The sequence below is a fragment of the uncultured Litoreibacter sp. genome, from assembly GCF_947487515.1.
Classification (GTDB): Bacteria; Pseudomonadota; Alphaproteobacteria; order Rhodobacterales; family Rhodobacteraceae; genus Litoreibacter.
Genome location: NZ_CANKWO010000003.1, coordinates 674098 through 697572, shown reverse-complemented (window position 1 = coordinate 697572; position 23475 = coordinate 674098). Strand labels below are relative to the sequence as shown.

Sequence of the window (23475 nt, the reverse complement as noted above, 5' to 3'; positions counted from 1 at the left end):
AGAATTCGACAAATTGAGCGAGAGAATGCCACCGAAAACCATGACTTTGACCCGCCCCTTGGTCCTCGTGGGCATGATGGGCGCCGGAAAAACCGCCATAGGCGGGGCCGTCGCACGTATCTTGGACGTCCCGTTCATCGACAGCGATGAAGAACTGGTGCGGGCAGCTGATCGCTCGATTGCCGAGATATTCGAGCGCGATGGCGAGGCGTTTTTCCGTGCGCGGGAAACGGAGGTCATAGCGCGGCTGCTGGAGGGTGAGCCTGCGGTTCTGTCAACCGGTGGCGGGGCGTTTCTAAGTGATACAAACCGTGCGCTGATTGCCGAAAAAGGCGTGGCGATCTGGCTGAAGGCGGACTTGCAACTGTTATGGTCGCGCGTACGGCATAAAACGACACGCCCCTTGTTGCAGACAGACAACCCGCTGGCCACATTGACCGAAATATTTAACGCCCGCACCCCGATCTATGAACAAGCGGCGATGTTCGTCGAAGCCCAGCCCGAGTACTCCATCGAAGATATGGCGCAAAAGGTCATAGAAACGCTGAACACCGCTAACCTGCTAAAAGAGACCAACACATGAGCCAACCGCATGAAACCGTCCAAGTTGCCTTGGGCGAGCGCAGCTACCGCATAGAAATCGGCCACGGGTTGCTGGCTAATGCAGGCGATTGGGTCGCCCCATTTCTGTCGCGCCCAAAGGTTGCCGTTATCACGGATGACACTGTGGGGCCCCTGCATTTGGACAGCTTGCGCAATGGCTTACGTGCCGCAGGAGTGGAGATGGTGCATCTGACCCTGCCCTCAGGGGAGGCCACCAAATGCTGGCGCTACCTGACCGAAACGGTTGAATGGCTGCTGGAGCAAAAGGTAGAGCGCGGTGATATGGTCGTGGCCTTTGGCGGCGGCGTCATCGGGGATTTGGTTGGCTTTGCCGCGGCCATTTTGCGCCGTGGGGTACGTTTCGTGCAGATACCGACGTCCTTGCTGGCACAGGTGGACAGTTCTGTAGGCGGAAAAACTGCGATCAATTCCTCTCATGGGAAAAACCTGATCGGATCGTTTCACCAGCCCTCTTTGGTTCTGGCGGATGTTGCGGTACTTGGAACTTTGACCGAGCGTGATTTCCTTGCGGGATACGGCGAAGTCGTAAAATACGGACTTTTGGGCGATGCCGCATTCTTTGACTGGCTTGAAGGCAATGCGCCGGCTCTGGCCAAAGGCGATATTGCCAAGCGGATCGAAGCCGTGCGCTGGTCGTGCCAGATGAAGGCCGATATCGTAGAGCGTGACGAAACCGAAAAAGGTGACCGAGCCTTGCTCAACTTGGGGCACACTTTCGGGCACGCATTAGAGGCCGCCACAGGGTACTCTGACCGATTGTTGCACGGTGAAGGGGTGGCCATCGGTTGCGCGCTTGCGTTTGAGGTCTCCTCCCGCCTTGGTCTGTGTTCGCAAGAAGACCCAAGCCGTGTTCGTGCCCACCTTAAGGACATGGGCATGAAAACCGATCTCAGCGATATAGAAGGTGACCTGCCAGACGCAGCGGCCTTGATGACACTGATGGGCCAAGACAAAAAGGTCACCCAAGGCACCCTGAACTACATTATGACCCGCGGCATAGGACAGGCGTTTGTCACGTCAGAGGTGGACCCCAAGATCGTCAAAGCGACCCTAAGTGACGCCCTAGCTTCCTAGAATTTTGCGCACGTAGTTGCGCGTTTCTTTGTAGGGGGGCACGCCGCCGTGCTTTTCAACCGCTCCAGGGCCAGCGTTATAAGCCGCAAGCGCCAAACGCCAACTGCCGAATTTGCGGTACATTTGCTTCAGGTAGCGCGCGCCACCTTCTAGGTTTTGCTTGGGGTCACGCGGGTTCACCTTCAACAGCCGCGCAGTTCCCGGCATCAATTGCGCCAGACCAATTGCGCCTGCGTGGGACACCACTTGCGGCTTCCATGCGCTTTCTTGTTGGATCAGACGCAAAAACAAATCTTGTGGGATTCCATGCTTGCGCGCAGCACGTTTCGCATCCCCCAAATAGGTGCTTTTCTGTGAGCCGGTGTAGCGGGGGATCGATGTCGATCGCAAAGAGCCGCTATTGAGAGAGGCCAAAGAGGCCCTGCCCGGCCGCAACTTGGCAGATGATTTATACTGCTTCGACAAGCGCCCATCCAATAGGCGCGCCTGAGATTTGAAAAGCGATCCACGATTGCTGCTGGATCCCGAAGCAACCAAGCCTTCAGCCTGCCCCATGTCCGGTAAAACCGGCGCGGCAATCGAAAATGCCATCAATGCCACCAATAGCTTACGCATAGTTTTCAGTTCCATTCACCACCAGCACGTTTGCGCAATATAGATGTTTCAAATGTATTAACCACCCCCTGCGCAAATTCCTGCCCACTACAGAGTGTGGTTGTAAGTCTTCCATGAACCAAATACCGACGTGTATAAGTTCACAAAAGCAAGATTCGGGAGACGCAAGCATATGGCCGGTTCAGTTAACAAAGTCATTCTCATCGGCAACTTGGGGCGCGACCCAGAAGTTCGAAATTTCCAAAACGGCGGCAAGGTCTGCAACCTTCGCATCGCCACTTCCGAGACTTGGAAAGACCGCAACACCGGCGAACGTCGTGAAAAAACCGAATGGCACTCTGTTGCGATCTTCCAAGAGGGTTTGGTCCGCATCGCAGAGCAATATTTGCGCAAAGGCTCCAAAGTCTACATCGAAGGCCAGCTGCAAACGCGCAAATGGCAAGATCAAAGCGGCGCTGACCGCTATTCCACCGAGGTTGTGTTGCAAGGCTTTGGCGGCACGCTGACCATGCTCGACGGCCCGAATGGTGGCGGTTCAGGCGGCGGCGGTGGTGGCGGCGGCTACGCTGGTGGCGGTGGTGGCGGCGGTTATGGTGGCGACCCGATGGGTGGCGGCTATGACAGCGGACCCTCTGGCGGTGGCGGCGGACAACCCAGCCCGTCCAGCGATATCGACGACGAAATCCCGTTCTAAAAATTAGAACTGCACAAAATTAAAGGGGCCTCGCGGCCCCTTTTTCATGTCTCGCTGTCGGCGTCCGGCTTGGATCGCCAGAGCAGTATTGTCACACCGAGCAATCCCAAGAATATCGCCCCCGGAACCAAAACAAAAATCTGCAGGTCTTCACCATGCATTTGCCAAGGCAAGGGAGGGGAGCAATTGCCTGAGGGGTTTCCGAACGCACAGGCCATCGCCATGGTGTACATATAGCCCAGCGCCCACAGCCCACCGAAGCAGACTGTGACTAGGGTCATAATAATCGCCATGACCTTTTGAAGGGTGCTCATAACTTACGCCGCAGCGTTTGCCGGACCTTGCCCCCGACGACGACGATTGCGCTTGCGTTTCGGCGCGCCACCGGATGGGGCATCGCCGCCACCGCCGCCTGCAGGCTTCGGCTTGCCTTGGCCGCGACGACCGCCTCCACCACCACCCGGGCGACCGCCACCACGATTGCCGCCGCCTCCGCGTGCGGGCTTCTTTTCCTCTTCGTGGCGTTCCCAGCGACGACCACCACCCAATGGAATGGTGATTTTGAGCAGCTTCTCGATGTCCTTCAGCTCGCCCATTTCGTCGGGCGCGCAAAATGCAATCGCCTCGCCCTCGCGGCCTGCACGCGCGGTCCGTCCAATGCGGTGGACATAGCTTTCGGGCACATTCGGAAGGTCGTAGTTATACACAAACCCCACACCAGGAATGTCGATACCACGCGCGGCCACATCGGTCGCCACGAGGATTTTCAAATCCCCCGCCTTGAACGCCGCCAAGGAACGATCACGGTGGTTTTGCGACTTGTTGCCGTGGATGGATCCGGCCGCAAAGCCCTTCTTGTCCAGAAGCTTCATCAGCTTTTCCGCACCATGCTTGGTGCGGCAGAACACAAGTGCGAGGTCATCGCGGTGCTTGTCCATCAGCTCAAGCAGCAAATCGTTCTTAGCCGCCTTGGCTATGTAGTGAACCGATTGCGTGATCTTGTCAGCGGTTTTACCCGGAGCTGCGACTTGGACGCGGCGCGGATGATCCAGATAGGTCGCGGCCAACTCTTCCATCAGTTTCGGCATGGTGGCCGAGAACAACAGCGTTTGACGATCTTTCGGCAGCAAAGGTGCGATTTGGCGCAGCGCATGGATAAAGCCCATGTCGAGCATTTGATCCGCCTCATCCAGCACCAGATACTGGGCGTCCCCCAGCACAACCGCCTTTTGTTGCAGCAGATCGATCAGTCGCCCTGGTGTTGCGACCAGAATGTCGGTCCCGCGCTCTAGCGCCTTTTTCTGCGGGTTTATCGAGACACCGCCGACGACCATATTGATCTTCAGGTGTCCGCCGCCTTGGAACATCTTCAGGTTGTCGCAGATTTGCTTGGCCAACTCACGGGTGGGCGCAAGAATGAGGCCACGCACAGTACGTGACGCAGGCTTCGTGCCAATTTTTACCAGATTGTGGATCATTGGCAGACCAAAAGCCGCCGTCTTACCCGTGCCGGTTTGGGCAAGGCCCATGACGTCGCGGCCGGTCAGGATGATCGGGATGGCCTCTTCTTGGATCGGCGTTGGTGTTGTTATGCCGTTGTCTTCCAACTTCTCGGCGATTTTCGGGGAAATCCCCAATGCTTCAAACTTATTCAAGTCATGTCCTCTCGTGACATGTGGCCCCGCGCCCAAAAGGCGGCAGGGTCGCGTTAAAATGGTCGTGGAGGCGTCTCCTCCACCGGACCCATTCGCGTGAATTTCGGGAACGTGTGTGCTGCGGCGGTGCGATGCCCCGCGAATATGCGGAACTCACGCGGCACCATAATTGCGCAAGCTTGGAGGGCAAATGCGCCTTGTGCCAACATAAGTCAAGCCTGAGCCCGTATTAGGGCTGGAGGAAGCGCTCTGCCGCGCCTAAAATGCACCCAAAAGACGAAGGGGGCCGACGACATGGCAAAATCCATTATAAGCCGTTCCACAGAACGCGGCTTACGGATGACTGGACAACGCCGCGTGATCGCGCAGGTTTTGGAAGAGGCTGTCGATCACCCTGACGTGGAGGAATTGCACGCGCGGGCGTCTGCTTTGGATGCAGGTATCTCAATTGCCACTGTCTATCGCACCGTCAAGTTGTTTGAAGAAGCTGGTCTTTTGGAACGGCTGGAGTTCGGCGACGGGCGCGCCCGCTATGAAGACGCCGAGCGCGACCATCACGACCACCTCATTGACATGCAAACCGGCGAGGTGATCGAGTTCGTGGACCCCGAAATCGAAGAGCTTCAAGAAAAAATCGCAAATCGCCTTGGCTACAAGCTGAAAGGCCACCGGCTTGAACTTTACGGGGTAAAAGACACATGATCACGCGCCCCACTCAAGAACAACTGATGGAAATTGTCGCACCCTTCCAAGACGGCGCATTAGAGGACGCGCTGGCGAAGGCGCAGGCATTGGACAAGCTATTCCCAGACTTCCCAATCACGCAAAACTTGACGGGCTTAATTTTGGCGAAGATGGGCCGGCTGGTCGACGCTTTGGCCCCCCTCAGGGCAGCAGTTGCCCAGCGACCGGACTATGCCGAGGCGCAAAATAACCTGGGGGTTGTGTTAGGTGATCTTGGCCGTCTCAAGGAAGCCGCAACGCATTACCTAGCAGCGATTGAACAGAACCCGAACTACGCAGAGGCTTTGAACAATCTGGGCTGTCTGATGAAGGATATGAACCGCAGCAAGGATGCAATTGCCCTACTAGACCGCGCCATTGCCCTGATGCCGGATTACGTCGAAGCCATTTCCAACAAAGGGGATGTGTTGCTGCATTTGGGCGACTATGACGCCGCCGCCAAAGAGTTACGCCGCGCCATAGACCTATCGCCGAACTTCGCCCCAACTCATCGAAATTTGTCTGTATGCCAAAAGTACACCGCTGATAATCCGCACATCCAAGAGATGGAGACACTTTGGTCCTCTGACGCGTTGGACCCTACCGGCAAAGGCTCTTTGGGGTTTGCGTTGGGCAAGGCATATGACGACATGGCCGACTATGACCGCGCGTTTGACTATTTCGAGAAGGCGAACGCGGTGTTGGACGCCCATACACCCTATTCGCCCGTTGCTGATCAAAGGTTGTTTCAAAGCTTGAAGGCGACCTTCGGTCAATCAGTGCCTGAACTGCGGATACCAACGGCTTCGCCACGGCCTGTTTTCATTGTTGGGATGCCGCGTTCCGGCACATCGTTGACCGAACAAATTCTAGCAAGCCATTCGCAGGTACACGGGGCCGGAGAGCTGGACCTGCTGGAGAATGTGCTGCAACGGGCCCGTATCTTTGAGCAACCCATGAGCGAGCCCCTCCTGCGCGAGATACGCGCAGGATATCTTGGTGGAATAGGCGACATTGAAACGGACGCCCCAATCGTGACCGACAAGCTGCCGCTGAATTTCCGTTGGATCGGGTTCATCCTCAAAGCCCTGCCCGAGGCTAAGATCATTCATTGTTCTCGTGATGCACGCGCTGTGTGCTGGTCAATCTTCCGCCACGGATTTGCAACCACGGGGAACAGCTACCAGCATTCAATGGCAAATATTGCCCAATATTACCACATGTACCAAGATCTTATGGCTTTCTGGCATGAACGCTTTCCAGGGCGGATATTGGACATGGACTACGAACATCTGACCCAAAACCAAAAACGGCAAACCGAACGTTTGTTGGAATTTACTGGGGTGGATTGGGAAGACGGCTGTCTCGAATTTCACAAGAACAAACGGGCGGTTATGACCGTGTCCTCAACCCAAGTGCGACGCGCTATGTACCAAGGCAGTTCTGAAGCGTGGCGGAACTACGAGGCCCACCTCGGGCCTCTCTTGGATGGATTGGGCGCGCGCCGGTAGGACCGCTAGTCTCGCTTGCCGCGACATTATTTCGTTAGCGCTAACGGCACGTGACTTGCCCTTGTCACATTGCGCCTCTATACCCTGCCACAACTGTAATCTGACGCTAAGGAAGCCCCTGCTATGAGCACAATTATCGACATCCACGCCCGCGAAATCCTCGACAGCCGGGGCAACCCGACCGTGGAGGTGGACGTCATGCTTGAGGACGGCACAATGGGTCGTGCAGCGGTTCCATCGGGCGCTTCAACGGGCGCATATGAGGCGGTCGAAAAACGTGATGGTGATAAGTCGCGCTACATGGGCAAAGGCGTTTTGGACGCGATTGCTGCGGTGAACGGTGAGTTGGCGGAAAACCTGCTGGGCGAAGACGCGCTGGATCAAGTTGGCCTTGACGAATTGATGATTGATCTGGACGGCACAGACAACAAAGGCCGCTTGGGCGCAAACGCCATTTTGGGTGTCTCCATGGCAGCCGCGAAAGCCGCAGCCGATTTCACCTCGCAGCCTTTGTTCCGCTACATCGGCGGCACCTCGGCGCGGGTATTGCCGGTTCCAATGATGAACATCATCAACGGCGGCGAGCATGCTGACAACCCGATCGACATCCAAGAATTCATGATCATGCCAGTCGCTGCGGAAAACATCCGCGAAGCCGTGCGCATGGGGTCAGAGGTTTTCCATACGTTGAAAAAAGAGCTGTCCGACGGCGGCTATTCCACAGGGATCGGCGACGAGGGCGGCTTTGCACCAGCGATTTCGTCGTCACGCGAAGCCTTGGACTTCATCCTGAAAGCCGTCGAAAAAGCTGGCTACAAGCCAGGCGAAGACATCCATCTTGCCCTTGATTGTGCCGCGACCGAATACTACCGCGACGGCAAATACGACATGAAAGGCGAAGGCAAAGTTTTGTCTTCCGAAGAGAACGTCGACTATCTGGCGGCTTTGGTTGCGGACTACCCGATCATCTCGATTGAAGACGGCATGGGCGAAGACGATTGGGACGGTTGGGCCGCCCTGACCGCGAAACTTGGCGACAAAATCCAGCTGGTTGGCGACGATTTGTTTGTAACCAACCCAGCCCGTCTGGCCGAAGGTATCCAGAAGCGTTCTGCCAACTCCATGCTGGTCAAAGTGAACCAGATCGGCACATTGACCGAGACTTTGAAAGCCGTAGAAATGGCGCACCGCGCGGGTTTCACCAACGTGATGTCGCACCGCTCGGGCGAGACCGAGGACGCAACGATCGCGGACCTCGCCGTGGCGACCAACTGTGGCCAAATCAAAACCGGCTCGCTGTCGCGCTCTGACCGTTTGGCGAAATACAACCAGTTGATCCGCATCGACGAGATGCTGGGCGAGACGGCTGAATATGCCGGTCGTTCAATCCTCAAAGGATAACTGACACCCGCGTGCCCTTAACGTACGCGCGGTACATGACAATCACCGATCGCAGCGCAATGCTGCGGTTGGTTTCGCCCCCTAGGGTTGGCTGACCGTTCCTCCACCAACATTTGCCGCAACGCCGGTTGTGCTTGGGCAACTTGTCGGCAAGCCACGCGCGACGCGGACGGCGAGATAGGCAAAGGCCTGCGCCTCGAGCATGTCGCCATCCAAGCCATATTCATCAACGTCTTGAACCTGCACGCCGGTCAAAGCCTTGAGGCGGGCCATGATATGCGCATTTCGCCTCCCTCCTCCGCACACCAGAATTTGCGCGGGGGATTTTGGCATATGCTCCATCGCGCGGGCCACCGAAGCGGCGCAGCATTCGGCCAAAGTGGCCGCAGCGTCTGCATCCGAAAGCTTGGCGACCATGGGAGGAAGCTGTGTGAAATCGTCCCGATCCAACGATTTGGGCGGCACTTTGTGGAAATAGGCGTGCGACATGAAGCTCTCGACGGTTGTCGCGTCAACGTGCCCCTGTGCTGCAAGAGAGCCGTCTTGATCATAGGGCAGATTTTGACGCGCTTGCATCAAATCATTGATCGGAGCATTCGCGGGCCCCGTATCAAAGGCCAGCAACGCGCCTGTGTCTTGGGGGGCATCATAGCTCGGGTCGACATAGGTGACGTTGCCCACCCCCCCCAGATTGAGGAACACCGTCGGGGCCGTTAGAGACAAATACTGAGCGCAGGCAAAATGAAAGAACGGCGCCAAGGGCGCGCCCTGCCCGCCCAACTGCACATCAGCACTGCGGAAATCCCAGACAACGGGGCATTGCAATATATGCGCTAGCAACGCGCCATCCCCTGTTTGATGTGTGCGCTGGCGGTCGGGATCATGGGCTAAGGTTTGGCCGTGAAACCCGACGATTTGTGGGGATTGCTCAGGGTCCGCCCGCATCATACGTGACAAGAGCGCCGCATGAACTGTCTCAACGGTTTCAGCGGCTTGCGCTACATCCGCCCCATCCGGCCATTGCCCCAAAGCCCTTGCAATCGAAGCGCGCTCAGCTGCGCTGAAGGCGCGGTAGTCACTTTGACCGAAGGCCGATATCACCTCGCCATCTGTGAACAGCAAAGCCGCATCCACTCCATCCAGAGAGGTTCCCGACATCGCGCCAAGCGCCCAAATTGAACCGGTGATCTTCAATGTCTTCCCCTTCGTGCCCCTCACGCCTATAAGGCGCAGGATACTGTTTCACAGGGACGATACCCCAATGACTTACCATGCCAAATCTGAATTCCTATCTGTCATGATGGAGCGTGGCTTTCTAGCCGATTGCACCGACTATCAAGGCTTGGACGAGGCCTTGGCCTCGGGTGTGGTCCCTGCATATATCGGCTTTGATGCGACCGCATCGTCACTGCATGTCGGGTCGTTGATCCAGATCATGATGCTGCGCTGGCTGCAAAAAACTGGCCACAAACCCATTGTTTTGATGGGCGGCGGCACCACCAAAGTCGGCGATCCGAGCTTTCGTGCGGATGAGCGCCCTTTGCTGACTCCCGCGCAAATCGATCAAAACATTGAAGGCATCAAATCGGTGTTCTCGCATTACGTCTCCTTTGGGGACGCGCCAACCGACGCCATGATGAAAAACAACGCTGAATGGCTGGACGGATTGAACTACCTCGACTTTCTTCGTGATGTTGGCCGCCATTTCTCGGTCAACCGCATGCTGGCTTTTGAAAGCGTCAAGTCGCGTTTGGACCGTGAACAATCCTTGTCGTTCCTAGAGTTCAACTACATGATTTTGCAGGCTTATGACTTCATGGAGCTGCACCGTCGCTACGGCTGCGCATTGCAAATGGGCGGCTCGGATCAATGGGGAAATATCGTCAACGGGATTGATCTGACACGGCGCATTCTGGACGGCCAGATTTTTGGTCTGACTTCCCCTTTGCTGACCACAAGCGACGGTAAGAAAATGGGCAAAAGCCAAGATGGCGCAGTTTGGCTGAATGGTGATCTGCTCAGCCCCTACCAGTTTTGGCAATTCTGGCGAAACACAACTGACGCGGATGTTGGCCGGTTCTTGAAGCTTTACACGGAGATGCCGGTGGAGGAATGCAACCGTCTTGGCGCACTTGAAGGCGTAGAGATCAACGAGGCGAAAGTCACCTTGGCAAATGAGGTGACCGCGCTTTTGCATGGGCGTGACGCGGCGATTGCAGCCGAAGCCACGGCGCGCGAGGTGTTCGAAAAGGGCGGCACGGGCGACAGCTTGCCTACCCTTGCCTTAACGGCGGACGAACTGGGGGAGGGAATTTCCATCGTGCAACTGATCGTGCGTTCGGGGCTCGCGGGATCCGGCAAAGAGGCCAAACGGCTCATTGCGGACAATGGCGCCAAGATGAACGACGCGCCCCTGACCGAAACCGGATTGTTCATCACAGCGGATCTGTTGGCGACCCCCATAAAACTGTCAGCGGGTAAAAAACGTCACGCTCTAGTCACCTTGGAAAAGTAGTGTAGACCACTGGGGATGCGCATCTTTGCGCGCCCCCAGCTCGCCCGACGCAGGCCACGCTATCCGTAATGCGCGACCGGTGTGCCTGCGATGGCTGAAACATTCAGCAGACCACGCGCAGTGATAGACGGCGTGACGATATGGGCCTTGTTGCCCATCCCCATCAAGATCGGGCCAACCTCTAGCCCCCCGCCCTTCATTTTCAATATGTTACGGACCCCAGACGCGGCATCAGTGTTCGCGAATACGAGCACATTCGCCGCCCCTTCGAAGCGACTTTCAGGCATAATTCGCGCACGCAGCTCTTGGTCCAATGCCGCATCGGTGTGCATTTCACCCTCATAGGCGAAGTCACGTGGCTGAGCGTCCAGTATCGCCAAAGCCCCGCGCATTCTGCGGCCGGTGTCACACTCCAAATTGCCGAATTGCGAGTGCGAACAAAGCGCTATTTTCGGCTCTACCCCAAAACGCCGCACATGGCGGGCCGCAGCGATCACGGTCTCTGCAATCTGCTCGGAGGTGGGTTCGGGGTGAACATGTGTATCGGCGACGAACAGTGGGCCATCCTCAAGGATCATTAAGGACAACGCTCCCACGGGGTGTAGCTCGGCATCTCCCAATACTTGTGACACATAGTTCAAGTGCCACAAAAACTGACCGAATGTCCCGCAAATCAAGCTATCTGCGTCACCGCGATGAACCATGACTGCGCCAATCGCCGTGGTGTTGGTCCGCATGATCGCGCGCGCCAGATCAGGGGTTACACCTCGGCGGGCCATGATCCGGTGGTAGGTCTGCCAATAATCGCGATACCGCGGGTCGTCATTGGGGTTCACCAGCTCAAAGTCACGACCGGGCTTGATCGATAACCCCGCACGTTCCGCACGACGCTCTATCACTTCGGGGCGGCCAATGAGGATCGGTTTATCAGTTGTATCCTCCAGCATCGCGTTTGCGGCCCGCAAAACACGCTCGCTTTCCCCTTCGGTGAAGACAATTTTGCGCGATACTGTTCGCGCCGCCTCAAACACAGGGCGCATAATCATAGCCGACTTAAACACAGAGCCATCAAGCTCTGCTTTGTAGCTCTCGATATCCTCCAAAGGGCGCTTCGCCACACCGCTTTCCATCGCAGCCTTCGCCACCGCGGAGGCCACGACCCCAATCAAGCGTGGGTCAAAGGGCTTGGGAATCAGGTAATCCGCGCCAAAGGTGAGCTGTTCGCCCTGATAGGCCGCGGCGGCCTCAGCAGAGGTCGTGGCACGCGCGAGGGCAGCGATGCCTTCCACGCAGCCAATTTTCATCTGATCGTTGATCGTTGTGGCTCCAACATCCAACGCGCCGCGAAAGATGAAGGGGAAGCACAAAACGTTGTTTACCTGATTTGGGTAGTCGCTTCGCCCAGTCGCAATTATCGCATCCGGCGCTACTTTTCGGGCGTCATCGGGCATGATTTCCGGCGTCGGATTCGCGAGCGCGAAGATGATCGGCTGCGACGTCATTTCTGCCACCATTTCTGGTTTGAGCACCCCCGGCCCCGACAGGCCCAGAAACATATCAGCGCCGGCGATCACGTCGCTCAGGCTCCGCAGGTCTGACTTTTGGGCGAATGCAGCCTTTTGCGGGGTCATTTCCTCGGTGCGGCCTTCGTACACCAATCCGGCGATGTCACACAGCCAGACGTTTTCACGCTTCACGCCTAATTTCAGCAACATGTTCAAGCAGGCAATCCCAGCCGCGCCGCCGCCGGTGGAGACAATCTTGATGTCCTCGAACGCCTTGCCTGCGACCTTCAAGGCATTGGTCGCCGCAGCCCCCACAACGATGGCGGTGCCGTGTTGGTCATCGTGGAAAACCGGAATATCCATGCGCTCGCGGCAGATGTCTTCTACGATAAAGCAGTCCGGCGCCTTGATATCTTCCAGATTGATTGCGCCGAAGGTTGGCCCCAATGCACAGACAATTTCGGCCAGTTTTTCGGGGTTCTTTTCATCCAACTCGATGTCGAAACAGTCGATATTGGCGAATTTTTTGAACAGGACCGCCTTCCCTTCCATAACGGGTTTGGACGCCAGCGCACCAATGTTCCCCAAGCCCAAGACGGCTGTTCCGTTGGACACCACGCCAACCAGATTTCCGCGCGAGGTGTAATCTTGTGCGGTATCGGGATCGCTTTTGATTTCAAGACAGGCTTCCGCCACTCCGGGAGAATAGGCGCGCGACAGGTCCCGCCCGTTGGCTAAGGGTTTGGTCGCACGGATTTCCAGCTTTCCAGGCTTAGGGAAGCGGTGATAATCTAGGGCCGCCTGCCGAAGAGCATTCTGGCGCTCTTTCTCATTGCGTTTTTCTGTCATGCGGTCTCTCCCTGAAAATTAGTTTAATGTTAAACTAATTTGAAATCTATCTCACTATGTCGCGTAATTCGCACTGCGAAGCAAGACTTGCATATCTTCCGGCCTAAGCCCAGTCTGTGTTGAGCTGGAGGTTACATGTCAGACATCATTGCCGAAATTCGCCTGCCCACCCGAGAGCTACGAGACGATATCCCGTTTTATACCAAAGTGCTGGGCATGAGGATGGACATGATTTACCCCGCTGACGATCCTACGGTCGCGGTGTTTTCGGGTTATGGGCTTCGGTTACGCATCGAAAAAGGCGCGCAGGAGCCCGCTGGAACGCTGCGCATCCTGACTGACAATCCTAACGAATTTGCTAACGGAGAACGCCAACTAACGGCGCCCAATGGCACAAAAATTGAAATCGAAGACAGGCACCCCCCATTGACGATGCCCGACACTCAACATGCTTTCGTTGTGCGCCGCCTCGCGGATCAGGCCCCATGGATCATCGGGCGCGCCGGTATGCAGTATCGTGACTTGATCCCTGACCGATTGGGTGGGTCAATCATCGCGTCGCATATTCGCATTCCCGACGGCGGGCCGGTGCCAGATATGGTGCATTACCACACGGTCGGGTTTCAGCTGATTTTTTGTTATCGGGGCTGGGTCGACCTTGTGTATGAAGATCAGGGTGCGCCATTCAGGCTACACGCAGGAAATTGTGTGATCCAGCCCCCCGAGATACGCCACCGCGTGCTCTACGCCTCCGACAACATAGAAGTAATCGAGATTGGCGTACCAGCTGAGCATGTCACAACCATTGACCACGACATGGAGCTGCCCAACGACCGCGTGAACCCCGACCGCGAGTTTCAGGGGCAAAAGTTTGTGCACCATAAGGCCGAAGACGCCACTTGGATGCCGTTTCGGATCAAGGGCTTTACCTGCCGCGACACAACGATTGCGCAGAACACAAATGGGGTGGCCGGTGTACAGGTTGTCAAAGCCTCTGGCGCGTCGGATTGGACCAGCCACACGGCCGATATTTTGTTCACCTTCGTCATGGAAGGCAGCATGACCCTGCACGGCGAAGGAAAAGAGCCCTACTCCTTGCAGGCGGGGGACGCCTTCGTCATCCCACCTGATATGAAGACCAAATATATGGATGCGTCAGACGACCTTGAGCTGCTCGAGGTGTCTTTGCCTGGGGCATTCAACACGCTTTAGGCAAATTGCTCGCGGATCAAGCGTTCCTCCAGCCCGTGGCCCGGATCGAACAGAATTCGGTGTATGACATTCGGCTCGGAGGTGATTTCCACCGAGACAACATTGCCCGCAGACCGACCATCCGCGTCCGCCATGACAGGGCGCTTCTTCGGTTGCAACACGTCAAACCGCACCTTTGCCGCCGTGGGAAGCAAGGCCCCTCGCCATCTTCGCGGCCGGAACGCAGACATCGCCGTCAATGCCAGCACCTCGGAGCCGATGGGCAATATCGGCCCGTGAGCCGAGTAGTTGTATGCGGTGGAACCAGCAGGCGTCGACACCAACGCCCCATCACACACAAGTTCTTCCAACCGTTCGCGCCCATCTACAAAGATGCGAAGCTTGGCCGCTTGCGACCCTGCACGCAGTAGCGACACCTCGTTGATGGCCAAGGCCTCATGGACTGTGCCGTCTTCGCGGATCGCTTTCATGCGCAGGGGGTTTACGTCTTCCTCCACGGCTTCGGACAACCGTGCGCGCAAGTTGGGTTCTTGATACTCGTTCATCATAAACCCAACGGTTCCGCAATTCATCCCGTATACAGGCGTATCAAGATGCTGCGTGCTATGCAGAGTTTGCAGCATGAACCCGTCGCCGCCCAACGCCACGATCACTTCGGCGTCTTCCAATGGCGTGTCGCCATACCGCTCGATCAAGGCCGCGCGCGCTTCGCAGGCGACATCCGTCTCAGATGCCAGAAATGATATTTTGTTTACGTCGATCATCAAGCTCAAGTTTCCATGTCTTTCCAAGACCTTCGCGTGGGTTGTCGGGAAACACAAGCACATCATAGGCAACTTTGGGGCGTAAGAAGCCGTCAACCCGTCGCTTTGATGGCTTTAGGTTCTGGTAATTTGCCCTTAAAAGGCCCTCAATTCTTGCGCTGCCTCCTAAGGAAGGGATCTACCATGAACGCCACTCACCGTGATGACGGCTTTTTCACCGAAAGCATTGAAACCCGTGACGCCGAGCTTTTCGGCGCCATCACCAACGAGCTGGGTCGCCAGCGCGACGAAATTGAATTGATCGCCTCCGAGAACATCGTAAGCCGCGCTGTGATGGAAGCCCAAGGCTCCGTTCTGACCAACAAATACGCCGAGGGCTATCCTGGGCGCCGGTACTACGGCGGCTGCCACTACGTCGATGTGGCCGAGAACCTCGCCATTGATCGTGCCAAGCAGCTGTTCGGCTGTGACTTTGTGAACGTGCAGCCGAATTCCGGCTCGCAGGCCAACCAAGGCGCATTCCAAGCATTGATCAAACCCGGCGATACCATTTTGGGCATGTCGCTGGACGCCGGTGGTCACCTGACGCATGGGGCCAAGCCAAACCAGTCGGGCAAGTGGTTCAACGCCATCCAATACGGCGTGCGCGCCGACACGCTGGAACTGGACTACGACCAAGTCGAAGCCTTGGCGCTAGAGCACAAGCCACAGCTGATTATCGCCGGTGGCTCCGCTATTCCGCGTCAGATCAACTTCGCCAAGATGCGTGAAATTGCAGATAAAGTGGGGGCGTTCCTTCTGGTGGACATGGCTCATTTCGCCGGTCTGGTGGCCGGTGGTCAGCACCCCTCGCCTTTCCCGCATGCCCATGTTGCGACCACCACCACCCACAAAACGTTGCGCGGCCCTCGTGGCGGCATGATCCTGACCAACGACGAAGCGCTGGCCAAAAAGATCAACTCAGCGATTTTCCCAGGCATCCAAGGTGGCCCATTGATGCATGTCATCGCGGGCAAGGCCGTGGCCTTTGGCGAAGCCTTGCGCCCAGAGTTCAAAGAGTACCAAAAGCAGGTCGTCGCCAATGCGCAAGCTATGGCCGACCAACTAATCAAAGGTGGTTTGGACATTGTGACGGGCGGCACCGACACCCATGTCATGCTGGTTGATCTTCGCCCCAAGAATGTGAAGGGCAACGCGACTGAAAAGGCTCTGGGGCGCGCTTTCATCACCTGCAACAAAAACGGCATCCCTTTTGATGACGAAAAGCCGACTATTACCTCCGGCATCCGTCTTGGGTCCCCGGCGGGCACGACCCGTGGCTTCATGGAAGCCGAGTTCCGGCAGATCGCTGATCTGATCGTTGAGGTCGTCGACGGCCTTGCGGCCAATGGGGAAGATGGAAACGCCGATGTCGAAGCTGCGGTGAAGGCCAAAGTCTTGGATCTCTGCGCCAAATTCCCGATCTATCCGAACCTGTAGTCGGTCGATCAGCTTTATCAATGGTGTAAGCCCTTCGCTATATGCGAGGGGCTTATACGTTCTGGCCTGCTGCGCGCAGAAGGGCCTTGAATTCCTCCTCTGCCAACACCTGAATATGGTCGTTCACCGCAGCGGCATCCGCCCCCTTGTCAGTGAACAGCGGCATAAAATCGTCGCCGACAATCAAATGTGTCGTGTGACGCGTCACCCGTGGGCGCACTGCCATACCCAGCTTGGCGGCAAAGTTGGCGGCCCGCTCCCGTGGCATGTTCAGTTGACCGGAAATCACCGCAATCGCCCCATAGAACGGCCCGTCAGGGTTGGCCTCGCGCTTCGGGTTGGTCTTGCTGCGCGATTTGGGCGCTGGCGTCATCAGATCCGCAAAGGGCACGCCCAACCGGTCCTCCGCAAGAAGCACAACCTGAGCGGCGGCGCGCGCATCTTCGCCCGCGTCATGGTGCAAAAACTCAAGCCCAAGTACCTTTTTTAGGTTCGCCAACCCGTGGCCGCCATTGCCCTTCAATTCAGGCCAAGCGCGGCGCGCAATTTTTACGCTATCATCCCAGCGCAAATCCGGTGTCGGCAAGCGGTGGGCGCGGCAAGCCGATGCTATGGCCTTTTGATCAAAGCTGCTGTGCTGGATTAAGTGATGGGCCGTCAGAAGTGGCAAAATCTGCTTCAGGGCATCGGGAAATTCAGGCGCATCCTTCACCATGTCAGCCGAAATTCCGTGAAGCTGCACATTGAACGGCTCAAACGTCCCGCGCGGGTTCACCAGCATGGAAAAGGACTGAACCTCGTTATTTTGCTGCACACAGGCAAGGCCGATCTGGCAAATGCTTCCCGCTTCGGCATTCGCAGTCTCGACATCCAGCGCCACAAACCGGAAGTTGCCACTTGGCAGTTCGGTCAAGTGGTCAAGACTGGCGCGTGCTTCGTTGGAAAACGACATGCCAACAGCCCTCAATTATGCGATTTGCGTCGCCTCAGCTTTGCGTTGACGTTCCTTCCAACGGGGCATGCGCACGGATTTCCCCGCCATGTCGGAATAGATCGCTTCCACCCGTGCCAACGACAGGCGACCGTCCGGTTTGTACCAGCTGGTGACGCCGTTCAACATGGCTATCAGCGCCAATGTGGTCAGCTTGACGTCATCCACGTCGAATAGCCCTTCGTCCTGCCCCCGCGTCAAAATATCTTCTAGAACGCCTTCGTAGGTGCGGCGCATGGCCCCCAGTGCCTCAAAATTGTCCGGCTCCAGATTGCGCAATTCCATGTAGGAGATAAAGACTTCTTCAGGCCGCCCCAAATGGAAGCGGATGTGGAAGCGCGAAAAGGCCTCCAGCTCTTTAACCGGACCTTCCGGCTTTTCTTCAGCGGCCCAAGCATTCAACACATCTTGCATGTGATCGCGCATCAAATCGAACAGCAGCGATTGCTTGTCTGGGGTATAAAGATACAACGCCCCCGCCTGCACGCCGACTTCCGCCGCGATTTGGCGCATGGAGACCGCTGCAAACCCGTGGGCTGCGAAAAGTTTCAGCGCCGCGGCGCGTACGCGCGGGCCGGTGATGTCGGAATGTGAACCAGTTTTACGTGCCATTCCATCACCCTATCTGAACACACGTTCACATCAACCCTATATGTGGCGCTGGACGCCCCTGCCGCCTCGGCCTATTGTGCGGCTCAGTTTATATCGGACGTTTCTCAATGCGCTGCACCTTATCTGTTCTTGTTCTCGCGCTGCTTCCTGCATGCACCGCCAAACTGCCCGCTATTGATGACACGATCGGCGAGGCGGCGCGCAACGCGGACTACCCAGCCCTGCATCCCCTGCCCGATCTGATTGCCCGCTCTTCTGCGGGAAGCACCATAGAAGTGCAAACCGACGCCCTTGCTGCGCGTGTGGCCCGCCTGAAAGCCCGCGCCAGTGCCCTTAAGGGGCGCACCATCATAGACGGGGCGACGCGCTTGCGCCTGCTGAATGCCGTCAAGGATCGCCCGACCTAAGCGACCCTGCATTGCACCCCTTTGAAATACACGCTAACCAGCGCGAAACACCTTATTTTGACGGAGCCCTCCCTATGTCTGACCCTCTACGCCTTGGCATTGCAGGACTGGGAACCGTCGGCGTCGGCGTCGTCCGCATAATTCGTCAAAAGGCGGCGCTGTTAGAGGCCCGCACCGGACGCAAAATCGTGATTACCGCCGTTTCGGCCCGCTCTAAGAAAGATCGCGGCGTGGCTTTGGACGGCTACGCGTGGGAAGACGATCCGGTGCAGCTGGCCACCCGTGATGACGTTGACGTCTTTGTGGAACTGATGGGGGGCGCGGATGGCCCCGCAAAAGCCGCGACCGAGGCCGCCTTGAAGGCTGGCAAGGACGTGGTCACCGCGAATAAGGCCATGATGGCGGAACACGGCCAAGAGCTGGCTCTTTTGGCCGAAAGCGAAGGCTGCGTGCTGCGCTTTGAGGCCGCCGTCGCAGGTGGCATTCCTGTTGTTAAGGCGCTGACCGAAGGCTTGGCGGGCAATGACATCACCCGCGTCATGGGCGTGATGAACGGCTCGTGCAACTACATCCTGACCCGCATGGAAAACGCCAATCTCACCTATGAGGAAGCCTTTGCCGAAGCCGACGGGCTTGGCTACCTTGAGGCAGATCCCGAACTTGATGTCGGCGGCATTGACGCGGCTCATAAGTTGGCGCTGTTGGCTGCCATTTCCTTTGGCACACAAGTCAAATTCGACGGGGTGCAGCTCGAAGGCATCGGGCGCGTCACCATCGAGGACATTCACCAAGCCGCCGATATGGGCTACAAAATCAAGTTGCTTGGCACTGCACAGATGACTGGGCGCGGGCTTGTGCAATCCATGTCCCCTTGCTTGGTCCCCGCGACGTCCCCTCTGGGGCAGTTGGAGGGCGGCACCAATATGGTTGTCCTAGAAGGCGACCATGTCGGGCAAATCGTGCTGCGGGGCGCAGGGGCGGGTGAAGGCCCGACGGCCTCGGCGGTCTTGTCGGATGTCATCGACGTTGCGCGCGGCCTTCGCCTTGCGACTTTCGGTCAACCTGCCGACACGCTTCGAACAACCCCCTCTGCGAACTCGGGCGCGCCAGCCCCCTACTACATTCGCATGACCCTTCACGACAAACCCGGAGCCTTGGCCAAAGTCGCGACCTGTTTGGGCGACGCAAGCGTTTCGATCCACCGGATGCGCCAATACGATCACGTGGACGACAAAGCGCCCGTTTTGATCGTCACCCACACCACGTCGCGTGACGCATTGGAAGATGCATTGGCCAAACTGCCCAAGACAGAAGTTCTGGCCTCCGAACCCGTGGCATTGCGGATCGAAGAGGTCTAGAACCTTGTGAACTGGACCGCCCCAGTCGACATCTATTGCGAACGGGTTAGTCCAGAGTTTTGGGCGGAGCCGTGGAATGCTGCCTCAAACGCCGCCTTCATCATTGCGGCCCTTTGGGCGTGGCGAACCATGCGAAACACCGGCACGCAGAGCCCCATTCTTGTCGCGCTGACAGCGCTTGCCTTTTGTATCGGGATTGGGTCGTTTCTGTTTCACACCTATGCGAACGCATGGTCCGAACTTGCGGACACGCTTCCCATTTGGACCTTCGTTGCGGTCTATATAATGGCCTGCATCCACATCAGGGCGGGGGTTCCACCAAGACGGATCGCTATCATTGCGCTCGGGATCGCCGCGGCCGTTATTGTTGGCACTTTGGCCTTCGACACCGCCGACACCGCACAAGCGACACAGGCCTCTTGGAGCAATGGCTCGGAGCAATACCTGCCCGCGGTCATTGCGCTCTTGGTGCTGTCGGTCCTCTCCCTTAAGCGCAACCACCCGTTGCGATATTGGTTCGTCTCCGCCACCGCTATCTTCATCGTGTCCCTTGGGTTTCGAACCGTTGACTTTCATACCTGCGAGGCCCTGCATGTCGGCACCCACTTCATGTGGCACATTTTGAACGGGGTCATGATTGCCCTGCTCTTGCAAGCCCTGATCCGGCATCGCGCCGCGCATCCTTGAACCCGCGCCCGTCCCTCGTTAAACGGGACATAACTGCCAACTAAGGATATTTCCATGAGCGTCTCTTCCGACCAATTCCAAGACCGTATGCTGTCGCTGGGCCTCGCCCGTGTTTCCGAAGCCGCCGCACTGGCTTCAGCCAAGCTTATCGGGCGCGGCGACGAAAAGGCTGCTGACCAAGCCGCCGTCAACGCGATGCGCGAGCAATTGAATATGCTGGAGATCGCGGGTGTCGTGGTCATCGGCGAAGGGGAACGCGACGAAGCGCCCATGCTCTTCATCGGAGAAGAAGTCGGCACCGGCAACGGCCCCGGAGTGGACATCGCCTTGGACCCGCTGGAAGGCACCACCCTGACGGCCAAAGACATGCCAAACGCGCTGACGGTGATTGCTATGGGGCCACGCGGCTCGATGTTGCATGCCCCTGACGTCTACATGGATAAGCTCGCGATCGGACCAGGCTATGCTGAGGATACCGTGACGCTGGATATGTCGGTCAAAGAGCGTGTGGCCGCATTGGCCAAGGCCAAAGGGTGCTCGATGCAAGACATCACTGTTTGTGTGCTGGAACGCCCACGTCACGAGCAAACCATTGAGGACATCCGCTCCACCGGTGCGGCGATCCGCCTGATCACCGATGGTGACGTTGCGGGTGTCATGCATTGCGCCGAGGCCGCCACAACCGGCATCGACATGTATATGGGCGAAGGCGGGGCACCTGAGGGCGTTCTGGCTGCGGCGGCGCTGAAATGTATGGGCGGGCAGATGTACGGCCGCCTGTTGTTCCGCAACGATGACGAACGTGGCCGCGCAGCCAAGGCTGGCATCACCGATCTCGACAAGATTTACTCCCGTGACGACATGGTCACCAAGGACGTAATTTTTGCGGCGACTGGCGTTACGGACGGCTCGATTCTGCACGGCATTCGCCGCGAAGTCGGCTATCTGACGACTGAAACCATCCTGATGCGCTCCAAAACCGGTTCCGTGCGTCGCATGAGCTACCGCAATCCGGTGAGCTAATGGCCGAGGCCTTCCTCGGCGTAGAGCATTCTTTGACAGGCCGCCGTTGGGTGGGCCTGTCAATTGAGCAGTCTCGCCAAGCCGAGGCTATGGCCCAACAGACACCGCTGCCGCGCCCGCTATGTGCCACGCTTGCACGTTTGGGGGTGCCGGTTGCTGCCGCCGAAGCCTACCTTACCCCCGCCTTGCGCGATCTGCTGCCCGATCCTTCTGTTCTGAAGGATATGGACACCGCCGCTGACCGCGTCGCCGCCGCCGTTCGGGCGCGCGAAAGAATCGCCATTTTTGCCGACTACGACGTGGATGGCGGGTCATCTGCTGCCCTGCTGATCTGCTGGCTGCGTGACATGGGGCTTGCAGCGTCTCTCTATATCCCCGACCGCATCGACGAAGGGTACGGCCCGAATGCCCCCGCAATGTCGGAATTGGCGGCGAACCACGATCTTATAATCTGTGTTGACTGCGGAACCCTGTCTCACGATGCCTTGGCGGCGGCGGTAGGGGCTGATGTCATCGTCTTGGACCACCATTTGGGCGGCGAGACGCTCCCTCCGGCGATTGCGGTCGTCAACCCCAACCGGCAAGACGAAGACGGCACGCTGGCGCATCTATGTGCGGCTGGCGTGGTGTTCTTGCTGTTAGTGGCCGTGAACCGCGTGATGCGCGGGGAGCGCAGCCTCCCTGACCTTATGGCGATGCTGGATTTGGTGGCACTCGCAACAGTGGCGGATGTAGCCCCCCTGATTGGTGTCAATCGCGCGCTTGTGCGTCAGGGCCTCAAGGTTATGGCTGGGCGGCGGCGCGTCGGCCTTCGGGTGCTATCTGATGTGGCGCGCATGGATACGGCTCCGACGTCCTATCATCTGGGCTTTCTGTTGGGGCCTCGGATCAACGCTGGCGGTCGCATCGGGGCACCGGATTTAGGTGCCCGCCTGCTGTCGACAGACCAAGAACACGAAGCCCAAGCCCTGTCCGAGCGACTTGATGCCCTGAACACCGAGCGCCGCGAAATCGAAAACGCCGTACGCATATCTGCGCTGGAGCAGGCCGAAGAACGCGGATTGGACGCGCCACTGGTTTGGGCTGCTGGCGAAGGGTGGCATCCCGGGGTAGTGGGCATTGTCGCTGCCCGATTGAAAGAAGCCAGCAACAGACCTGCGGTGGTCATTGGGTTGGATGGCGGGGAAGGCAAGGGCTCCGGTCGCTCGGTCTCGGGTATTGATCTGGGTGCGCAAATACAGCGCTTGGCCTCCGAGGGGCTTTTGATCAAGGGCGGAGGGCATAAAATGGCCGCGGGCTTGACCGTTTCGCGGGACAAGCTGGAACCCGCCATGGCCCGTCTGACCGAGATGATGGACAAACAAGGAGCAGGGCTGTTGGGGCCGTCGGATTTGCGGTTGGACGGGATAATGATGCCCGCCGCTGCCTCCGTTGAGCTGATTGAATTGATCGAGCAAGCCGGCCCCTTTGGCGCTGGTGCCGCGGGGCCTCGATTTGTGTTTCCAGACCAGCGCATATTGTTCACCAAACCCGTCGGTGAAGGACATCTGAAGATCAGTTTCGGAGACGGCAATCCATCCAAAATGGATGCAATCGCCTTCGGAGCATTCAATTCGGAACTAGGCCCTACTCTCGAAGCCCATGCCGGTCGCCGCTTCCATTTGGCAGGTCGCGTAGAGATCAACACATGGCAGGGCCGCCGCTCTGTGCAACTGCGTTTGGAGGACGCAGCATTGGTGCAAGCACCGGCCTAAAACCACATGATTTGGGGTTGAG

At 57.6% G+C, this 23475-nt stretch carries 22 protein-coding genes; 14 read left to right on the top strand and 8 right to left on the bottom strand.

Features of this window, described 5'->3' with window-relative positions:
- Positions 1-25 precede the first annotated feature (25 nt).
- The gene (locus tag Q0746_RS13355) at positions 26-583 is read left to right on the top strand and encodes a shikimate kinase (protein ID WP_298261055.1); all 558 of its coding nucleotides are present in this window, start codon (positions 26-28) and stop codon (positions 581-583) included.
- The gene (aroB, locus tag Q0746_RS13350) at positions 580-1698 is read left to right on the top strand and encodes a 3-dehydroquinate synthase (protein ID WP_298261053.1); all 1119 of its coding nucleotides are present in this window, start codon (positions 580-582) and stop codon (positions 1696-1698) included. Before Q0746_RS13355 ends, aroB begins: the two co-directional genes overlap by 4 nt.
- On the opposite strand, the gene Q0746_RS13345 is transcribed toward aroB, so the two are convergent.
- Positions 1687-2313, bottom strand: coding sequence for a lytic transglycosylase domain-containing protein (locus Q0746_RS13345; protein ID WP_298261051.1), 627 nt, complete (start codon positions 2311-2313; stop codon positions 1687-1689). The genes aroB and Q0746_RS13345 overlap by 12 nt on opposite strands.
- A gap of 172 nt (positions 2314-2485) precedes the next feature.
- On the opposite strand from Q0746_RS13345, the gene ssb reads away from it, so the two are divergent.
- The gene (gene ssb / locus Q0746_RS13340; RefSeq protein WP_298261049.1) at positions 2486-3007 is read left to right on the top strand and encodes a single-stranded DNA-binding protein; all 522 of its coding nucleotides are present in this window, start codon (positions 2486-2488) and stop codon (positions 3005-3007) included.
- A 44-nt stretch (positions 3008-3051) separates the two neighbouring features.
- Here the strand turns inward: ssb and Q0746_RS13335 are convergent, their stop codons facing one another.
- Positions 3052-3321 carry a methionine synthase gene (locus Q0746_RS13335; protein WP_298261047.1) on the bottom strand — a complete coding sequence of 90 codons (270 nt, stop codon included), beginning with the start codon at positions 3319-3321 and terminating at the stop codon, positions 3052-3054.
- A gap of 3 nt (positions 3322-3324) precedes the next feature.
- Positions 3325-4662, bottom strand: coding sequence for a DEAD/DEAH box helicase (locus tag Q0746_RS13330; RefSeq protein WP_298261045.1), 1338 nt, complete (start codon positions 4660-4662; stop codon positions 3325-3327).
- 294 nt (positions 4663-4956) lie between these two features.
- Here Q0746_RS13330 and Q0746_RS13325 point away from each other — a divergent pair, with 294 nt between their 5' ends.
- From Q0746_RS13325 to eno, 3 genes are all read left to right on the top strand, one after another.
- The gene (locus tag Q0746_RS13325; protein WP_298261043.1) at positions 4957-5364 is read left to right on the top strand and encodes a Fur family transcriptional regulator; all 408 of its coding nucleotides are present in this window, start codon (positions 4957-4959) and stop codon (positions 5362-5364) included.
- Positions 5365-5390: 26 nt separating this feature from the next.
- Positions 5391-6896, top strand: a complete 1506-nt coding sequence (locus Q0746_RS13320) for a sulfotransferase family protein (RefSeq protein WP_298261040.1) — start codon at positions 5391-5393, stop codon at positions 6894-6896.
- Positions 6897-7019: 123 nt separating this feature from the next.
- A complete protein-coding gene (gene eno, locus Q0746_RS13315) occupies positions 7020-8297 on the top strand; it encodes a phosphopyruvate hydratase (protein WP_298261038.1) in 1278 nt (425 codons plus the stop codon).
- An 81-nt stretch (positions 8298-8378) separates the two neighbouring features.
- On the opposite strand, the gene Q0746_RS13310 is transcribed toward eno, so the two are convergent.
- Entirely contained in the window at positions 8379-9491 is a 1113-nt protein-coding gene (locus Q0746_RS13310; protein ID WP_298261036.1) for an anhydro-N-acetylmuramic acid kinase, read from the bottom strand.
- A gap of 67 nt (positions 9492-9558) precedes the next feature.
- Between Q0746_RS13310 and tyrS the strand changes: the two genes are divergently transcribed.
- Positions 9559-10812: a tyrosine--tRNA ligase gene (gene tyrS / locus Q0746_RS13305; RefSeq protein WP_298261034.1), complete on the top strand. Its 1254-nt coding sequence runs from the start codon at positions 9559-9561 to the stop codon at positions 10810-10812.
- A gap of 59 nt (positions 10813-10871) precedes the next feature.
- Here the strand turns inward: tyrS and Q0746_RS13300 are convergent, their stop codons facing one another.
- Positions 10872-13166 (bottom strand): NADP-dependent malic enzyme, encoded by a 2295-nt coding sequence (locus tag Q0746_RS13300; protein WP_298261032.1) that lies wholly within the window; start codon positions 13164-13166, stop codon positions 10872-10874.
- A gap of 135 nt (positions 13167-13301) precedes the next feature.
- Between Q0746_RS13300 and Q0746_RS13295 the strand changes: the two genes are divergently transcribed.
- The gene (locus tag Q0746_RS13295) at positions 13302-14378 is read left to right on the top strand and encodes a cupin domain-containing protein (RefSeq protein WP_298261030.1); all 1077 of its coding nucleotides are present in this window, start codon (positions 13302-13304) and stop codon (positions 14376-14378) included.
- On the opposite strand, the gene Q0746_RS13290 is transcribed toward Q0746_RS13295, so the two are convergent.
- Positions 14375-15142: an NAD kinase gene (locus tag Q0746_RS13290; protein ID WP_298261028.1), complete on the bottom strand. Its 768-nt coding sequence runs from the start codon at positions 15140-15142 to the stop codon at positions 14375-14377. The genes Q0746_RS13295 and Q0746_RS13290 overlap by 4 nt on opposite strands.
- A gap of 183 nt (positions 15143-15325) precedes the next feature.
- Here Q0746_RS13290 and glyA point away from each other — a divergent pair, with 183 nt between their 5' ends.
- Positions 15326-16621, top strand: a complete 1296-nt coding sequence (glyA, locus tag Q0746_RS13285) for a serine hydroxymethyltransferase (protein WP_298261026.1) — start codon at positions 15326-15328, stop codon at positions 16619-16621.
- Between the two features lie 52 nt (positions 16622-16673).
- On the opposite strand, the gene Q0746_RS13280 is transcribed toward glyA, so the two are convergent.
- The gene (locus Q0746_RS13280; protein WP_298261024.1) at positions 16674-17573 is read right to left on the bottom strand and encodes an exonuclease domain-containing protein; all 900 of its coding nucleotides are present in this window, start codon (positions 17571-17573) and stop codon (positions 16674-16676) included.
- A gap of 15 nt (positions 17574-17588) precedes the next feature.
- Complete coding sequence (locus tag Q0746_RS13275) at positions 17589-18224, bottom strand: TetR/AcrR family transcriptional regulator (protein WP_298261022.1); 636 nt, start codon at positions 18222-18224, stop codon at positions 17589-17591.
- A gap of 107 nt (positions 18225-18331) precedes the next feature.
- On the opposite strand from Q0746_RS13275, the gene Q0746_RS13270 reads away from it, so the two are divergent.
- The 5 genes from Q0746_RS13270 (at position 18332) to recJ (ending at position 23453) form a co-directional block, all read left to right on the top strand.
- Entirely contained in the window at positions 18332-18631 is a 300-nt protein-coding gene (locus tag Q0746_RS13270; protein WP_298261020.1) for a hypothetical protein, read from the top strand.
- Positions 18632-18705: 74 nt separating this feature from the next.
- Positions 18706-19989, top strand: coding sequence for a homoserine dehydrogenase (locus Q0746_RS13265; protein ID WP_298261018.1), 1284 nt, complete (start codon positions 18706-18708; stop codon positions 19987-19989).
- Between the two features lie 6 nt (positions 19990-19995).
- Entirely contained in the window at positions 19996-20676 is a 681-nt protein-coding gene (locus Q0746_RS13260) for a ceramidase domain-containing protein (protein ID WP_298261016.1), read from the top strand.
- Between the two features lie 54 nt (positions 20677-20730).
- Positions 20731-21699 carry a class II fructose-bisphosphatase gene (gene glpX / locus Q0746_RS13255; protein WP_298261014.1) on the top strand — a complete coding sequence of 323 codons (969 nt, stop codon included), beginning with the start codon at positions 20731-20733 and terminating at the stop codon, positions 21697-21699.
- Positions 21699-23453 (top strand): single-stranded-DNA-specific exonuclease RecJ, encoded by a 1755-nt coding sequence (gene recJ, locus Q0746_RS13250; RefSeq protein WP_298261012.1) that lies wholly within the window; start codon positions 21699-21701, stop codon positions 23451-23453. The genes glpX and recJ overlap by 1 nt, the downstream gene beginning before the upstream one ends.
- Positions 23454-23475: the final 22 nt, after the last annotated feature.

Excerpts from the sequence above, each read along its gene's own strand:
- Q0746_RS13355 (WP_298261055.1), top strand. The coding sequence starts at position 26 with ATGCCACCGAAAACCATGACTTTGACCCGCCCCTTGGTCCTCGTGGGC.
- aroB (WP_298261053.1), top strand. The coding sequence starts at position 580 with ATGAGCCAACCGCATGAAACCGTCCAAGTTGCCTTGGGCGAGCGCAGC.
- Q0746_RS13345 (WP_298261051.1), bottom strand. The coding sequence starts at position 2,313 with ATGCGTAAGCTATTGGTGGCATTGATGGCATTTTCGATTGCCGCGCCG.
- ssb (WP_298261049.1), top strand. The coding sequence starts at position 2,486 with ATGGCCGGTTCAGTTAACAAAGTCATTCTCATCGGCAACTTGGGGCGC.
- Q0746_RS13335 (WP_298261047.1), bottom strand. The coding sequence starts at position 3,321 with ATGAGCACCCTTCAAAAGGTCATGGCGATTATTATGACCCTAGTCACA.
- Q0746_RS13325 (WP_298261043.1), top strand. The coding sequence starts at position 4,957 with ATGGCAAAATCCATTATAAGCCGTTCCACAGAACGCGGCTTACGGATG.
- Q0746_RS13320 (WP_298261040.1), top strand. The coding sequence starts at position 5,391 with ATGGAAATTGTCGCACCCTTCCAAGACGGCGCATTAGAGGACGCGCTG.
- eno (WP_298261038.1), top strand. The coding sequence starts at position 7,020 with ATGAGCACAATTATCGACATCCACGCCCGCGAAATCCTCGACAGCCGG.
- tyrS (WP_298261034.1), top strand. The coding sequence starts at position 9,559 with ATGACTTACCATGCCAAATCTGAATTCCTATCTGTCATGATGGAGCGT.
- Q0746_RS13300 (WP_298261032.1), bottom strand. The coding sequence starts at position 13,166 with ATGACAGAAAAACGCAATGAGAAAGAGCGCCAGAATGCTCTTCGGCAG.
- Q0746_RS13295 (WP_298261030.1), top strand. The coding sequence starts at position 13,302 with ATGTCAGACATCATTGCCGAAATTCGCCTGCCCACCCGAGAGCTACGA.
- Q0746_RS13290 (WP_298261028.1), bottom strand. The coding sequence starts at position 15,142 with ATGATCGACGTAAACAAAATATCATTTCTGGCATCTGAGACGGATGTC.
- glyA (WP_298261026.1), top strand. The coding sequence starts at position 15,326 with ATGAACGCCACTCACCGTGATGACGGCTTTTTCACCGAAAGCATTGAA.
- Q0746_RS13280 (WP_298261024.1), bottom strand. The coding sequence starts at position 17,573 with ATGTCGTTTTCCAACGAAGCACGCGCCAGTCTTGACCACTTGACCGAA.
- Q0746_RS13275 (WP_298261022.1), bottom strand. The coding sequence starts at position 18,224 with ATGGCACGTAAAACTGGTTCACATTCCGACATCACCGGCCCGCGCGTA.
- Q0746_RS13270 (WP_298261020.1), top strand. The coding sequence starts at position 18,332 with ATGCGCTGCACCTTATCTGTTCTTGTTCTCGCGCTGCTTCCTGCATGC.
- Q0746_RS13265 (WP_298261018.1), top strand. The coding sequence starts at position 18,706 with ATGTCTGACCCTCTACGCCTTGGCATTGCAGGACTGGGAACCGTCGGC.
- glpX (WP_298261014.1), top strand. The coding sequence starts at position 20,731 with ATGAGCGTCTCTTCCGACCAATTCCAAGACCGTATGCTGTCGCTGGGC.
- recJ (WP_298261012.1), top strand. The coding sequence starts at position 21,699 with ATGGCCGAGGCCTTCCTCGGCGTAGAGCATTCTTTGACAGGCCGCCGT.